Source organism: Marinobacter litoralis (assembly GCF_016427555.1).
GTDB classification, from domain to species: domain Bacteria; phylum Pseudomonadota; class Gammaproteobacteria; order Pseudomonadales; family Oleiphilaceae; genus Marinobacter; species Marinobacter litoralis_A.
In genome coordinates this window covers 612,243-626,278 of the sequence record NZ_JAELVS010000001.1, presented here as the reverse complement: position 1 = coordinate 626,278, position 14,036 = coordinate 612,243, and the positions used below count along the sequence as shown (strand labels likewise).

Here is a 14,036-nt window from a genome sequence, read left to right as displayed (position 1 = left end):
CGCCCCGTTTTACTTCTCCAGCATTTGGGTCAGGCGGGCGTCTTTCGCCTTCCAGATCTCACCCAACCAATTTTTCATGTTCTGGCGATGCTCGGCATCGTTGGTGTAGTCCCGCCCGTTCAGGTGCTCCGGAATATTCTGGGTTCGAATATCCATTCGGATCTCAGGCACCTTGCCGCACAGGAAATCCCAAAAGCTGGGTGCGCCTTTCGGGTAAGCAATGGTGACGTCTACCAACGTTTCGATGGAATCCCCCATCGCATCCAGCACAAACGCCGCACCGCCCGCTTTGGGCACCAGTAAGTGCTGATAGGGAGAATTCTGTTTGTCGTGCTTGGCCTTGGTGAAGCGGGTACCTTCCACAAAATTCATTACGCTGACCGGCGTGTAGCGGAATTTCTCGCAAGCCTTGCGAGTGGCCTTCAAATCCTCACCGCGTTTTTCCGGATGCTTGATCAAATATTCTCGTGTGTACCGCTTCATAAACGGGAAGTCGAGCCCCCACCAGGCCAAACCTATCACTGGCACCCAGATCAACTGCTGTTTCAGGAAAAACTTCAGAAACGGTGCCCGACGATTGAATACCCGCTGCATGGCGAAAATGTCCACCCAGCTCTGGTGGTTACTCAGCACCAGATACCAGCTTTCCCGTTTCAGATTATCCGCGCCGTTCACCTGCCAACGGGTGCTTTGAGTCAGTTTCATCCAGCCGGTGTTACACGCCACCCAGGATTCGGAAATCCAGATAATCAGCTTGGTACACAGCACCCGGAAACCTTGGTGAGGAACGACCAGTTTGAGCAGTGCCGGGATATACAGCAGCACACACCAGAAAACCGTATTGATGGCTAGCAGAACGGAGTTGATCACACCGATAACGGGAGCAGGCAGAAAACTGAGCATGGTGGTCCTGTTTTGATTGTTGTCGCCAAAAGATGCGCCATCATAGCAATCCGCGGCGGCCTTGGGCAGTGGCGGAACGTGACCCTTTCGCCGACTCTCAATGACAGTTTCGCCATGGACTGAATACGGATTCAGCCATACGCTGGCTGCATTCTGACTCTAGCGCTCTACGGAAACACCTATGTTTAAGCCACTGAAGCGAGCCGTCCACACGGCATCTGACCTATCCCAAAAAAGCCGGCACTATGCCGGCAACGCCTTCGATCGCGTATTTAAAGCCGCCAGTCTGGTGCAGGCCGGGCAGACACCGTTCGAAACACTGCACACCAATGGGCTCGTCAGCCTGCGCTATTACCCGCCTCTGGAAGACGAGCTGATTGAGATTGACGGCATGTCCATCCCCGTCGAGCGTACCGCGCACAAGACACCCATCGTGATCATTCCCCCGCTGGCGGTGAACATGCTGATCTACGACCTGTTCCCGGCCCGCAGTCTGGTGCGTTTCCTTCGCGCCAAGGGCTTTGAGGTGTATTTAATCGACTGGGGTATTCCTCAGCGCGAGCACACCCACTACAACATGCACACCTACGTTGCCGAACTGCTGCCTGAATACCTGAACCGTGTGCGGGATCACAGTGGCGAACAAGAACTATCGCTGCACGGCTGGAGCATGGGCGGTATGTTCACCATGTTTTATTCAGCACTCAGCCAGGACCAGCACATTCGCAACGCCATCGTGGTTGGCCTGCCGATCGACAGCCACGCCTCTGGCGTTCTCGGTTTGATGTACCAGCGCCTCGCCGATATATCCGGAGCGGTGTACCGGCGCACAGGCTTTCATATCCACAAGGTCAAACCCCACTGGTTCCACACTCCCGGCTGGGCCAACACCATTGGCTTCAAACTCTCTAATCCGATTGGCAGCGCTATGGGTTATTGGGAATTATTGGTGCGTTTGGGCGACCGCGAATTTGTTACTAACCACGCCACCACTTCGGCGTTTCTGGACAAAATGGTGGCCTACCCGGGCGGTGTTATTCAGGACACCCTGGTTCGGGTCTGGATTGATAACCAACTGGCAAAAGGGCAAATACAGATTGGCGACGACTTTGCGCGTTTAGAGAACGTAAACGCCAACCTGTTAGCCATCGCAGGCGAAAGCGATACGCTGGCAACCCCGGGCGCAGCCAAACGCATCATGGATCACGTCAGTTCTGTGGATAAAACCTTCAAGGTCACACCTGGCGGGCACATGGGCATCCTGGCCGGTAGCAAAGCACCAAAAGCCAGTTGGCTTGAATTGGCCGACTGGCTGGCCGCACGTTCGGATTGAGTCATTCGCGGAGTTTGGCTTAAGGGTGCACCGTGACAATCCGGGCACCCTGCCCTAAACTCCAATCGATGAAATCCGTTGATATATTAAATCTCGATCTTCGATCGCTGGCCACCTTCATTGCCGTGCTGGACGAAAGCAGCGTCTCGAAAGCAGCCGTTCGCTTAGGCGTCAGCCAATCTGCCGTCAGCCACACCCTGGACCGCCTGCGCCTGGCGTTCGGCGACCCGCTGTTCGTGAAATCCGGGCGAGGCATTGTCCCCACCGAATACGCGCTGCGTACCGGTCCCCATATCCGCCACTTGCTGGACGACCTTCGCACTCTGCCCTCGGGCCCACCTTTTGACCCGGCCACCGCCGAGTTCACCTTCACCATTGCCGCCAACGACTACCAGCGGGACCTGCTGCTACCGGGATTGGTGAAGATCCTGCGCGAACAGGCACCGGGCATTCATTTGCAGGTGATTCCTTCGGGCATTCCCAATCCCGACATGCTCAGAAAAGAAGCCTGTGATCTGGTCATCAGCCCCCACGCCCCCGAGGCCACCGACATCATGCAACGGGGCTTGATGGCCGATCGCATTGTGGTGTTCTACGACCAGAACATGCGCGAAGCCCCTGTTGGCATGGACGATTACATGAAAGCTGATCACATCACCGTGCTGTTCTCCGCCGGTGAAAAGCCCGGCCTGGACAGCACGCTGGATACCCGCGGCGTTCAGCGCCGGAGCATGGTAACCGTGTCTAATTTCTCCGGCCTGCCCGAGCTATTGCGAGGCACCAACATGCTGGCCTCCGCCCCCGAACGCATGAGTTCCCAGTTGATGCGAGACTTCGCTTACGTGCCACTGCCGTTCGAATACAATCCCTTCACCCTGCTGATGCTCTGGCACCGCCGCCACCAAACCGACCCCGCCCACCGCTGGCTTCGCAACCAGGTAAACTCGGTCGCGGCCACCATGAATGGTTTGAACGACTAATCAATCGATTTCATTCATATATTAAATGAAAATCTGAGCGTTATTTTTTCTGTCTTCGCCCCCTAGACTTCATCACCTCAGCAGACGGCGAGTGTGGGGGTGTCCTTCCAAAAACCGCTCCTTCGGCCCCCCTGCGGGGTCCGGCCCGCAATCACAGATTGCGGTCGTTCAGCTTTCGCATGAAGCTTTGCTTCATATGCGCTCGGCTGAACCCCTGTGGCGCTTCTGCTCCGCCATCCATGGCTGCGCACATTTTTGGAAGGACACCCCCACACTCGCCTCGCAACCATCAACGTGGCGTCAAAATCGTAATGCTCGCACTGACAAGTATCTGGACAACTGTATTACTGGCCGCTGCCGTCGCCCTCGCGCCTATGGCCATCGACATGTATTTGCCTGCATTTCCGCAAATCGGCAGCGACTTTGGTGCGAACACCGCGCAAGTTCAGTTAACACTGAGCATTTACATCGGCGGCTTTGCCTTAGCACAATTAATCTGCGGGCCATTGGCCGACCGGTTCGGGCGCAAACCTATCATGATAGGCGGCATGCTTTTGTTCGCTCTGGCGAGTATTGGCTGTGCGCTGGCCACAAACATCGAAACGTTGCAGCTATTCCGCTTTCTGCAAGCCTTGGGCGGCTCCGCAGGGCCGGTTCTTGCCCGTGCCATTGTCAGAGACGTGTATACCCCCCGAGACGCCACAAAAATCCTCGCCATGCTGGCCGGCATGATGGCGCTAGCGCCCGCCATAGCACCCACCTTGGGTGGTTTCATCGTCGCGATCTTTGACTGGCACTGGATCTTCATCGTCATGGCCGCCTATGCCCTGATCATGGTGGCCGTCATCGCCTTTGGCATCCCAGAGCCACTACGGCCGGAAAACCGCCAGCCGTTCCGGATGTGCAGCCTCTTGCGCAATTACCGCTTTGTCAGCACCGACCCCACGTTCATCGGCTACGCCCTCACCAGCGCAGCCGTCTATGGCGGCCTGTTCGCTTACCTGTCGGGCTCTGCCTTCGTGCTGATTGATGTACTTGGCGTAGCCCCCGAACACTTCGGCCTATACAACGCCGTAACGGCCGCTGGCTACCTGATCGGCAACATCGCCTCGATTCGCTTGGCAAGCCGGTACACGCCCGATCAAATCCTGCGCTATGGCTTATTGGGCGGCCTTGCCTCCGGAGCCATCATGACAGCACTGGCCTATAGCCAGTTCTATAGCCCATGGGCCGTGGTACTGCCGCAAGCCGCCGTTATGGCCTCACTAGGCATGATCCTGCCCCAGAGCATGGCTGGAGCGCTGGCCAATTTCCCGAAAATGGCCGGCTCCGCCTCAGCCTTACTAGGCTTCACCCAAATGGCCGCAGCCGCCGCCGCTGGGGCCCTGGTCGGCCACCTCCACGACGGCACACCCTTGGTCATGGCCACCATCATCACCGCCTGCGCGGCACTGGCCCTGTTCGCCTACCTGTTTCTTGTACAGCGTTACCCGGCGCAAGACTTTGAAGCGCAGAGTGCCAATTCATAACCCCTTCTAAGGTTTAGTTCTCAAATGCCCGGCACCAAGGCCTAATGCATGGTTGGGTGAGGCTTTCCAAAAATGTGCGCAGCCATGGATGGCGGAGCAGAAGCGTCACATGGACGTGCCGAAGGAGCGGTTTTTGGAAAGCCTCACCCAACCATGCTACCCCCAAAACGGATGCATCAAAGCTGACAAAGATGAAAACTCATCCGATTTAAGCTAAACAGGGTAAGTACACGAACTCAAAACCAAAAAGGGAGCAACACATGCCAACCAACGTAACTCTGGACGGAAACCCGATCGAACTTAGCGGCACCTTCCCCAAAGAGGGCGACAACGCCGCCCCATTTACCCTGACTACCAGCGGTCTGGAAGAAGTCAAACTCGACAACTGGGCTGGCAAACGCAAAATCCTGAACATCATCCCCAGCATCGACACCGGCGTATGCGCCGCCAGCACCCGTAAATTCAACGAAAAAGCCAGCAACCTCGACAACACCGTCGTACTGGTCGTCTCCGCCGACCTACCCTTCGCAGCCTCACGCTTCTGCGGCGCAGAAGGCCTGAACAACGTTGAAACCCTCTCAACCTTCCGCAACTACAGCTTCCAGCAAGACTACGGCGTAGGCATCCAAAATGGCCCGCTGGCCGGTTTGTGCGCCCGTGCGGTTGTGGTTCTGGACGAAAACGACAAAGTTATCCACAGCGAACTGGTCAGTGAAATCAAAAACGAGCCAGATTACGAAGCGGCTCTAAAAGTTCTTTAATCGCTTGAGAACACCTGCAATCTAGCTCGTGCACCGGGGCAACCTACTCCGGTGCCGAAGCAGCCGTGCGGGGAGGGCCTTCCAAAAATGTGCGCAGCCAGGGATGGCGGAGCAGAAGCGCCCCAAGGATGGGCCGAAGGAGCGTTTTTTGGAAGGCCCTCCCCGCATGGCTGCATACTCCATTAGCTAAAGCGACCTAGCCTAATGGCATGCACCAACCTCATGACCTGTTAGAATCTGCGCCAAACACCCAACCGAAGGCCCCAAAACCAACGTGCAACAAGCCCTGCAAAACGCCTCCCTAGGCCGCCAGCTCTACCACATGACCTGGCCCATGCTGTTCGGCGTCCTCTCACTGATGACATTCCAACTCACCGACAGCGCCTTCGTCGGCCAACTCGGCCGCGACCCACTCGCGGCACTCGGCTTCACCGTACCCATGCAACAACTCGTCAGCGGCATGTACGTCGGCCTGGGCATCGCCACCACCGCCATCATCTCCCGTACACTCGGCCAAGGCGACAACCAACGCGCACAACGCCTGGGCGGGCTCGTAATCGCCGTCGGCGCCGGCCTCGCACTAACACTTTGCATCTCCGTGTGGCTACTGCAAAACGTCATACTCGATTTGCTCGGTGCCGAGCAGGCACTGCGCCCGGTCATCCGCGAATACTGGGCACCCTGGCTCACCTCCGCCTGGGTCGGCGCCATGGTCTACTTCAGCTACTCCATCAGCCGCGCCAACGGCGACACCAAACTGCCCGGCTACATGATGATTGTCAGTAGCCTGCTCAACATCGCACTGGATGCCCTCTACATCTTCGTCTTCGGCTGGGGCCTGCCCGGAGCCGCCTGGGCCACCATCACCGCCTTCACCATTGGCGGTCTGGTCATGTACCCCATGCTGCTCAAGCGCCAGTGGCTTCGCTTCGATCTGCTGCAACTGCAATTAGCCAAAGCCGCAAAACAACTGGGCGGCATCATGGCTCCAGCCATGGTCAGCCAACTCATGCCGCCACTGGCCGCCATACTGGCCACCGCACTGGTCGCCGGCTTCGGTTCCGCCGCCGTAGCCGCCTGGGGGCTGGGCACCCGGCTGGAGTTTTTCTCCATCGTAGTCGTGCTCGCCCTCACCATGTCCATGCCACCCATGGTCGGACGCTTGCTGGGCGCAGGAGAAATTGAACAGATCCGTAAACTGGTACGTATTGCCGTGAGGTTTATCATCGGCTGGCAACTATTCATCGGGCTGGTGTGGCTAGGCGCCTCCGGCGTGGTATCCACCCTGTTCAGCTCCGACGCCAACGTACAAGACGTATTGGTCAGCTACTTGTTGCGCGTGCCGCTCAGCTACAGCGGCCTGGGGGTGTGCATCCTGATGGTTTCCATCAACAACGCCCTCGGCATGTCCATGCGCGCGCTTCTGATCTCGGTGCTACGCCTGTTTGGCTGCTACCTGCCCATGCTCTGGATAGGTTCCCAAATCGGGGGGCTGACCGGCCTGATGACCGGCGCGCTGATCGGCAACCTGCTCGCCGGCATCATGGCTTACAGCCTGTATCGTCAGGGCCAGAAAACTCTGGATCAACGCGCCCGCGACTGAGCTCCCGAAAGATTTTAGCGGCGGCCACAACCCTTGTAGCCGCCAGGTTACCGACAGCTCACAAAGTCGTAACAGTGAAAAATAATTCTTATTTTTCATATAGATAAAAGAATACGCCCCCGCCGATGTAGCGCCACGCTCCGTTCACCGGTTGTCAACAAAACACGCCTGTGCCAGCCTGATTACCGAGCTGTAGAGCTCAGTAACGAAGCAGCAAAGTTTTACCTCGAGGTAAAGGTTGATGGAACACCTACCCCTTTAGCTCTGAATTCATGCAATTATTTTCAAGATGAGGATAAGGTTATGAATAACGACATTCTGGAAGGCAACTGGAAACAGCTAAAAGGTAAAGTGCGCGAACAATGGGGCAAGCTGACCGACGACGATGTTGACCAGATCGGCGGCAAGAAAGACAACTTCATCGGCAAGCTTCAGGAAAAATACGGCCTGAAGAAAGACGAAGCCGAAAAAGAGTGGAACAAACTCTCCAGCTAATCATTTGTTCACATGGCTGACCCCATACCGATGGTGCACCCTGCACCATCGGTTGTTTTATGATCTAACCCTTTACTCAAACCGCGCGCGAAAGCTCTCCGGCACCGGCGTAACTTCACGGGTGTTGTAGTTAAAAAACACAAAACCATATTTCGCCAACGCAACCGGCTGTCCGCTTTCCGCTTTTGTGACCCGAAATACAAAGTCGCCACCGTATTTATTGAAATCCATCAGCCCCACTTCAAACCGCAGCATGTCCGGATAGAACGATTCGCCCTGATACATGGTGGCGAGGTCGGTAACAATAATGCCATTACCGCTCGGGTCGGCTTCTTTGATGCCATTTGCCACGAGGAACTGCGCTCGAGCTTCTGACAGCATGGAAATCAGTGCATCGTTGCCCAAATGGTTAGCACCGTTAATATCGCTGATTCTAACGGGCAGTAGAGTTTCGAAGCTGAAGGCGTCGTCCGGGAATTCCAGTTTGATTCTTGCCACGGTGGTGTCCTGTTTTACGATCGTTTTAATGTCGGAGCATCATACCCCTGCGCTTGTGACTTCTCATCCTACGTTGGTATCGGGTATCTTGGTTTCTGTTTCTGCGTTCTGACTCAGAAGCAGGGATGGCTTGGGGGAAGGCTTTCCAAAAATGTGCGTAGCCATGGATGGCGGAGCAGAAGCGTCACATGGACGTGCCGAAGGAGCGGTTTTTGGAAAGCCTTCCCCCAAGCCATACCGGTAACTTATGCACGTGCCGAAAATAACGAAAAGAGTGATCTATGAGCATTCGTCCTGCGGCCACTTTGGCTCTGACTCGTGATAGCGAGAACGGTATTGAAGTCCTCCTGCTGCAACGCACCTGGGAGGCGATCTTTCTGCCCGGTTATTTCGTCTTTCCCGGCGGGGCTGTAAATGTAGAGGAACCCGAATGCCGGGATCATGCGATCGGCGTGGAAGACTCCGCCATCAGCCAGACCATGAGCTTGGTGGAAGGTGGCGGAGTGGATTATATGCTGGCTGCGGTTCGGGAATGCTTTGAAGAGTCCGGCGTTCTGCTGGCCTTGGACAAAACCGGAAAACTGATCGGCCCGGACCACCCGGTTCACGCAGAGCGCGACGCGCTGTTCCAGGAAACCGTGTGTCTGGCCGAGCTTTGCAAAAAGTACGAATTAACCATACCGCTCGACCATTTAGCGTACCTGAGCCATTGGGTCACACCACCGGGACCACCGCGCCGGTTTGATACCCGCTTCTTTGTTGCCGCCGCGCCCGAAGGGCAAGTCGCCAGCCACGACGGCTCGGAAACCATTGATCACGTATGGATATCACCGGCGCAGGCACTGGCCGAACACAAGGCCGGACAACGCCTGCTAGGTCTTCCCACTATTCGCACGTTGCGGGTGCTGTGCGACTTCGAGACCACCGCCGAACTGATGCGCTACGCCCACGCCAATCCGCCAGAACCCTTCCCGACGGACCCATGGCCGGCGATCCGAAAAGGCAAACCGATTCTTCTGGAGCCGAACGCACCCGCCTACGACGAAGCCGTAAAACTGGACCCGGAAGCAGCCGGTTCGGTGCAGGCGCAGATTACACCGGGTGAGCCGGTGGAAGTCGCCGCCGGAGTGGTTCGGCTGACCGCACCGAACCCCGGCATGATGACAGGCCCCGGCACCAACACTTACATACTGGGATTCGACCGTTTTACCGTGATTGATCCCGGGCCGGCCGATGAAGGCCATATCGAACGCATATTGGAGATAACCGACGGTGCGGTGGATCAGGTGGTGGTTACCCATACCCATCTTGACCACTCACCCGGCACCCGATTACTGAAAGAACGTACCAACTGCCGGGTGTTCGGCTGGCCAGCGCCGGAAGGTGCCAGCCAGGACCGTGCCTTCGCACCGGATGACATTCCCGAACACGGGGAACTGATTGCCACAGAAGCCGGTGTGCTGAAAGTGTTACACACTCCTGGCCACGCCTCGAATCATCTGTGTTTGCTGCTGACCGACCAGGATCTTTTGTTTTCCGGTGATCACATTATGCAGGGCTCAACGGTGGTGATTAATCCGCCAGACGGCGACATGAAGGCGTATGTGGAATCGCTGTACGAATTGCTGGAAGAGAAGATTCAGTTCATCGCCCCCGCGCACGGGTTTCTGATGGGGCAGCCAGAGGCGGTGGTGGATTATCTGATTACCCACCGGCTGTCACGGGAACACAAGGTGTTCCGGGCGCTGGAAGCGCTGGCTCCGGTTACCCTGAAGGATCTGACGGCAAAAGCCTACGACGATGTGCCAGCGGCCATCCATGGGCTCGCCGCCCGCTCCGCACTGGCTCACCTTCTGAAACTGGAAGCCGAGCACCGTGCCTACCAGAAAGACGATCTCTGGCATATCACAGGCCCGGCTTAACCGCCGGGCTATTTCTTGGCGATCACCCAAACCGCATGAACAATGCCCGGAATGTAACCGAGAATGGTCAACAGAATGTTGATCCAGAAGTGTTTTCCAAGGCCCACCTGCAAAAACACGCCCAAGGGCGGTAACAGAATCGCAATCAAAATACGCAAAAGGTCCATACAGTTCTCTCCTTCGTCTCGGTATAACGGTCTTATGATTGAAAGATAGTTTAGTTATACACAACCAGCGGTTTGAATTCGGCCCGGAATCATGAAACTGGCATTACAGCTTCTTCACAGCCGTATTCATTGTTCGCTGCGAGCCCTATCCTAGGGCCGTTTGGTCAAAGTACTCGAGGATTTATGCTGTTTCAACGTCATCACAACCGCACCACCCCCACATGGCTCGCCTGTTTGGTTCTGTCCATGACATCGGCGGGTGCAGCGGCCGATAGCCAAAATGCAGAGGCGGATTCGGAACCGCCGGTTAATCTGGTCGCTCAGTTGGCGGAGGATGAAAGTGTTGAAGATGTGGTTCAGTCTGAACCCCTGCACAACACCAAGAAAACATCGCCAAAGGCCAAAGCGCCCGCAGAGCCTGAAACAACCAAAAGCGTTGAAGCAGAACCCGCGCCAACCAAACCACAGCAGCCGCGGAAAATCGCGCCCAATGTGGATCTGAAAGAAGTCGCGCCCATGCCGGAGCCGGAGCCAGAACCCGCTCCTGACACGGAGCCGGCGGATGCTGCGGCCACAGATTCTGCCGCGCCTGACGAATCAACGGCAACCGAGGAAAGCCAGCCGGAAGTTACCGAATCCGAGCCCATTCCATCGGAAACCTTCACCATCTTGGGCAAAGAAGTGCTGCCCGGCACCTCGACCCGTCTGGCCTGGTCGCCCAACATCCAGATCGCCGGATTGTCCCAGATTACACCGGTTCTGGTGGTGAACGGCGCCCACGCCGGGCCGACCCTGTGCCTGACCGGCGCAATCCATGGTGACGAATTGAACGGCATCGAAATTGTACGGCGCGCCATGTACGACCTGGACCCGGCCAAATTGAGCGGCCAGGTGGTTGGTGTACCCATTGTGAATCTGACCGGTTTCCAGCAAGGCAGCCGCTACCTGCCCGATCGTCGCGACCTGAACCGTTACTTCCCGGGCCGCCCCGACGGTACGCTGGCCGACCGCATCGCCCATTCGCTGTTCAACAGTGTCATTCGCCATTGCGACATGTTGGTGGATATCCACACCGGATCGCTGAAACGCACCAACTTGCCGCAACTGCGCGCCGACATGAACAACCCGGAGGTGGCAGAATTCACCAAGGGCTTTGACCGCATGGCGGTGGTACACAGCTCGGGCTCGGAAGGCATGTTGCGAACCGCCGCGGTCAACGCGGGCATCCGCGCGGTCACACTGGAAGCCGGCGAGTCGCTGCGCATTCAGGAGCACCAGATCAAAGCCGGCGTCAACAGCCTGAACAGTCTGATGGAAAAGCACGGCATGATCTCTCGCATGTTTGTTTGGGGCGACCCACAACCGGTGTACTACGACTCGTTGTGGATTCGTGCCCAGCACGGCGGCATTCTGTTCAGCGAAGTGGCCTTGGGCGATCGCGTGTCCGAAGGGGAAATCCTTGGTTACGTGTCAGACCCCATCACCAACGAGCAATACCCGATTCGCTCGAATGCCAATGGCCGCGTGATCGGTATGGCGGTGGATCAAGTGGTGATGGCAGGTTTTGCGGCCTACCACATTGGTACAGAGGCAGAAGTTCCGGGAGAGTAGTATGCTAGGCGTTTAATGCACTGAGCCTGAAGGATGACTACGTGGCTGCAGAGAACGCCGGCATCGCGCCCCGCACACCGGGGCTGGCCTATATCGGTTTGGTACTCACGCCCCTGTTTTGGGCCGGGAATGCGGTCATCGCGCGGGGAACGGTAGACAGCATTCCGCCGCTGTCCATGTCATTCTGGCGCTGGGTGATCGCCCTGTGCATCCTGCTGCCTTTCGGCCTGCCTGGCGTTTGGCGACATCGGCACGTGATTCGCCAGCACCTTGGTTCCATGCTGGCGTTGGCCACCTTCAGTGTGGCGGCATTTAATTCCTTGCTTTACTACGCAGCGCTGACCACCACCGCCACCAACATTGCACTGATCAACTCCACCATTCCCATTTTCGTGGCACTGCTGGCCTGGATCTTATTGGGCGACAAAACCCGCCCCCTGCAGGCACTGGGTATTGGTTTGGCCATTTTGGGGATCGTTACGGTGGTGGCGCAGGGCGATCTGTCGATTTTGCTGAATCTGCAGGCGCAACCGGGCGACCTGATTATGGTCGCGGCAGTAGCCAGTTGGGGATTGTTTTCGGTGCTGCTCCGGAGGCAGGCCGTACCACTGCCTCCGTTGACCTTTCTTACCACCCAGATTCTGCTGGGCAGTGGCGTTCTGTTCCCATTCTATCTCGCCGATGTTGTGTTCTTTTCCGGCGGTTTCAGCTGGTCTGGAGACACCGCGCTGCCGCTGCTGTACTTCGCCATCTTCCCCGGCATTCTGGCCTACGGTTTCTGGAACTATGGCGTGCAGCAGATTGGCCCCGCCAAAGCTGCCATTTTCATGTATCTGGTGCCGGTGTTTGCTTCTATTCTGGCCAGCGTGTTTCTGGATGAAGCGCTGGGTGCGCCTCATCTGATTGGCGGCGCGCTGATTCTATCCGGGTTGCTGCTGGCAACCCGAGTGGGGCGGCGCCTGCCGGTTTAATTCGCCTTAACGCTGCGCCAGGGCCGACTCCACCCGAGCCAATACCTGTTCCAGTACCGCCCGCGGGCAACCTATGTTGAGCCTCATAAAACCGCTACCCGGCTCACCAAAGGTAATGCCCGGGTTCATGCCCACCCCCGCATTTTGCACAAAGAACCGTTTCAGCCCGGTATCGTCCAGCCCCAACTCCCGGCAGTCCAGCCACATCAGGTAAGTGCCTTCAGGCGCTGATACCCGGATATCCGGCCAGCGTTTGGCAACCTGCTCGATCACATAATCCCGGTTGGTCTGCAGATACCGCATAAGCTGATCCAGCCATTCACCACCGTGCCGGTAACCCGCTTCAAAGCCCGCTACGCTGAACGGATTACACTGAGGCAAATGCAAAGAGTCGAACACCGCCTTCATGGCCTTTCGGCGTTCAGCGTCTGGAATCACCAGTGCAGACAATCCCAAGCCGGGCATGTTGAAACTCTTGCTTGGGGCAATGGCCGTTACCAGAGCATCCCCGTCATCCGCCAACCGGGCCAGCATGGTATGAGCGGGTTTGTCCGGATACACCAGATCACAGTGGATCTCGTCGGTCAGCACCGTCAGCTGATGCCGGCGGGCGATCTCAAGAACCGCCTTTAATTCGTCTTCCGTCCACACCCGGCCGACCGGATTATGAGGCGAGCAAAACATCAGAACGCGGGCATCCGGCCGGGCTGCACATAGCTCCAGATGCGCCAGATCCATGCGGTATTGGCCGGTTTCCGCGTCCTGCACCAAGGGATTCTCAATCACCACGCGGCCACTCTGTTTGACAGAGCTGAAAAACGGCGGGTACACCGGCGGCTGGATGATCACCCCTTCACCGGCGGCGGCATAGGCCATGCAGGCCGCATGCAGCGAAGGCACCACGCCCGGCGCCATGAGAATCCAGTCTTTCTCGATCCGCCAGTTGTGACGCCGGGCAAACCAATCCATGATCGACTGATAAAGGCTGTCCGGAAAAATCGTGTAACCGTACACCGGATGCTCAGCCCGGGCTTTCAAAGCGGTGGTGACCGCCTCCGGCGCGGGAAAATCCATATCCGCGACCCACACCGGAATCACGTCGTCGCGGCCAAACACTGCCTTACGTACGTCAAACTTCACCGAGGCGGTGTTTTCTCGTTGTATCGGCTGGTCAAAATCCATAGCTACTGTCATTCCCCATCAGCGTTACTAACCGCTACTTGTCGAAACCGTTCAGAATTGCGAACCTGCTTGGTTTTATCG

The 14,036-nt window shown here is 57.1% G+C and carries 13 protein-coding genes; 9 read left to right on the top strand and 4 right to left on the bottom strand.

Annotated elements, in window-relative coordinates:
* Positions 1-9: 9 nt before the first annotated feature.
* Complete coding sequence (locus JAO79_RS02830) at positions 10-903, bottom strand: acyltransferase (RefSeq protein ID WP_199005632.1); 894 nt, start codon at positions 901-903, stop codon at positions 10-12.
* 181 nt (positions 904-1,084) lie between these two features.
* Between JAO79_RS02830 and JAO79_RS02825 the strand changes: the two genes are divergently transcribed.
* The 6 genes from JAO79_RS02825 (at position 1,085) to JAO79_RS02800 (ending at position 7,604) form a co-directional block, all read left to right on the top strand.
* Positions 1,085-2,236 carry an alpha/beta fold hydrolase gene (locus JAO79_RS02825; protein ID WP_199005631.1) on the top strand — a complete coding sequence of 384 codons (1,152 nt, stop codon included), beginning with the start codon at positions 1,085-1,087 and terminating at the stop codon, positions 2,234-2,236.
* 68 nt (positions 2,237-2,304) lie between these two features.
* Entirely contained in the window at positions 2,305-3,216 is a 912-nt protein-coding gene (locus JAO79_RS02820) for a LysR family transcriptional regulator (RefSeq protein ID WP_199005630.1), read from the top strand.
* Positions 3,217-3,527: 311 nt separating this feature from the next.
* Positions 3,528-4,745, top strand: coding sequence for a Bcr/CflA family multidrug efflux MFS transporter (locus JAO79_RS02815; protein WP_199005629.1), 1,218 nt, complete (start codon positions 3,528-3,530; stop codon positions 4,743-4,745).
* Between the two features lie 260 nt (positions 4,746-5,005).
* Positions 5,006-5,506, top strand: coding sequence for a thiol peroxidase (gene tpx, locus JAO79_RS02810; protein WP_199005628.1), 501 nt, complete (start codon positions 5,006-5,008; stop codon positions 5,504-5,506).
* A gap of 322 nt (positions 5,507-5,828) precedes the next feature.
* Positions 5,829-7,109: an MATE family efflux transporter gene (locus tag JAO79_RS02805; RefSeq protein WP_199006612.1), complete on the top strand. Its 1,281-nt coding sequence runs from the start codon at positions 5,829-5,831 to the stop codon at positions 7,107-7,109.
* 303 nt (positions 7,110-7,412) lie between these two features.
* A complete protein-coding gene (locus tag JAO79_RS02800; RefSeq protein WP_199005627.1) occupies positions 7,413-7,604 on the top strand; it encodes a CsbD family protein in 192 nt (63 codons plus the stop codon).
* Positions 7,605-7,676: 72 nt separating this feature from the next.
* Here the strand turns inward: JAO79_RS02800 and JAO79_RS02795 are convergent, their stop codons facing one another.
* Positions 7,677-8,102 carry a thioesterase family protein gene (locus tag JAO79_RS02795; RefSeq protein WP_199005626.1) on the bottom strand — a complete coding sequence of 142 codons (426 nt, stop codon included), beginning with the start codon at positions 8,100-8,102 and terminating at the stop codon, positions 7,677-7,679.
* A gap of 281 nt (positions 8,103-8,383) precedes the next feature.
* Between JAO79_RS02795 and JAO79_RS02790 the strand changes: the two genes are divergently transcribed.
* The gene (locus tag JAO79_RS02790) at positions 8,384-10,024 is read left to right on the top strand and encodes an MBL fold metallo-hydrolase (RefSeq protein ID WP_199005625.1); all 1,641 of its coding nucleotides are present in this window, start codon (positions 8,384-8,386) and stop codon (positions 10,022-10,024) included.
* Between the two features lie 8 nt (positions 10,025-10,032).
* Here the strand turns inward: JAO79_RS02790 and JAO79_RS02785 are convergent, their stop codons facing one another.
* Positions 10,033-10,191, bottom strand: coding sequence for a YqaE/Pmp3 family membrane protein (locus tag JAO79_RS02785; RefSeq protein ID WP_199005624.1), 159 nt, complete (start codon positions 10,189-10,191; stop codon positions 10,033-10,035).
* 183 nt (positions 10,192-10,374) lie between these two features.
* Here JAO79_RS02785 and JAO79_RS02780 point away from each other — a divergent pair, with 183 nt between their 5' ends.
* Both JAO79_RS02780 and JAO79_RS02775 read left to right on the top strand, forming a co-directional pair.
* A complete protein-coding gene (locus JAO79_RS02780; RefSeq protein WP_227664303.1) occupies positions 10,375-11,802 on the top strand; it encodes a succinylglutamate desuccinylase/aspartoacylase family protein in 1,428 nt (475 codons plus the stop codon).
* A gap of 41 nt (positions 11,803-11,843) precedes the next feature.
* Positions 11,844-12,773: a DMT family transporter gene (locus tag JAO79_RS02775; protein ID WP_199005623.1), complete on the top strand. Its 930-nt coding sequence runs from the start codon at positions 11,844-11,846 to the stop codon at positions 12,771-12,773.
* 6 nt (positions 12,774-12,779) lie between these two features.
* On the opposite strand, the gene JAO79_RS02770 is transcribed toward JAO79_RS02775, so the two are convergent.
* Positions 12,780-13,967 carry a MalY/PatB family protein gene (locus tag JAO79_RS02770; RefSeq protein ID WP_227664302.1) on the bottom strand — a complete coding sequence of 396 codons (1,188 nt, stop codon included), beginning with the start codon at positions 13,965-13,967 and terminating at the stop codon, positions 12,780-12,782.
* Positions 13,968-14,036 lie beyond the last annotated feature (69 nt).

Excerpts from the sequence above, each read along its gene's own strand:
- JAO79_RS02830 (WP_199005632.1), bottom strand. The coding sequence starts at position 903 with ATGCTCAGTTTTCTGCCTGCTCCCGTTATCGGTGTGATCAACTCCGTT.
- JAO79_RS02825 (WP_199005631.1), top strand. The coding sequence starts at position 1,085 with ATGTTTAAGCCACTGAAGCGAGCCGTCCACACGGCATCTGACCTATCC.
- JAO79_RS02820 (WP_199005630.1), top strand. The coding sequence starts at position 2,305 with ATGAAATCCGTTGATATATTAAATCTCGATCTTCGATCGCTGGCCACC.
- JAO79_RS02815 (WP_199005629.1), top strand. The coding sequence starts at position 3,528 with ATGCTCGCACTGACAAGTATCTGGACAACTGTATTACTGGCCGCTGCC.
- tpx (WP_199005628.1), top strand. The coding sequence starts at position 5,006 with ATGCCAACCAACGTAACTCTGGACGGAAACCCGATCGAACTTAGCGGC.
- JAO79_RS02805 (WP_199006612.1), top strand. The coding sequence starts at position 5,829 with ATGACCTGGCCCATGCTGTTCGGCGTCCTCTCACTGATGACATTCCAA.
- JAO79_RS02800 (WP_199005627.1), top strand. The coding sequence starts at position 7,413 with ATGAATAACGACATTCTGGAAGGCAACTGGAAACAGCTAAAAGGTAAA.
- JAO79_RS02790 (WP_199005625.1), top strand. The coding sequence starts at position 8,384 with ATGAGCATTCGTCCTGCGGCCACTTTGGCTCTGACTCGTGATAGCGAG.
- JAO79_RS02785 (WP_199005624.1), bottom strand. The coding sequence starts at position 10,191 with ATGGACCTTTTGCGTATTTTGATTGCGATTCTGTTACCGCCCTTGGGC.
- JAO79_RS02780 (WP_227664303.1), top strand. The coding sequence starts at position 10,375 with ATGCTGTTTCAACGTCATCACAACCGCACCACCCCCACATGGCTCGCC.
- JAO79_RS02770 (WP_227664302.1), bottom strand. The coding sequence starts at position 13,967 with ATGACAGTAGCTATGGATTTTGACCAGCCGATACAACGAGAAAACACC.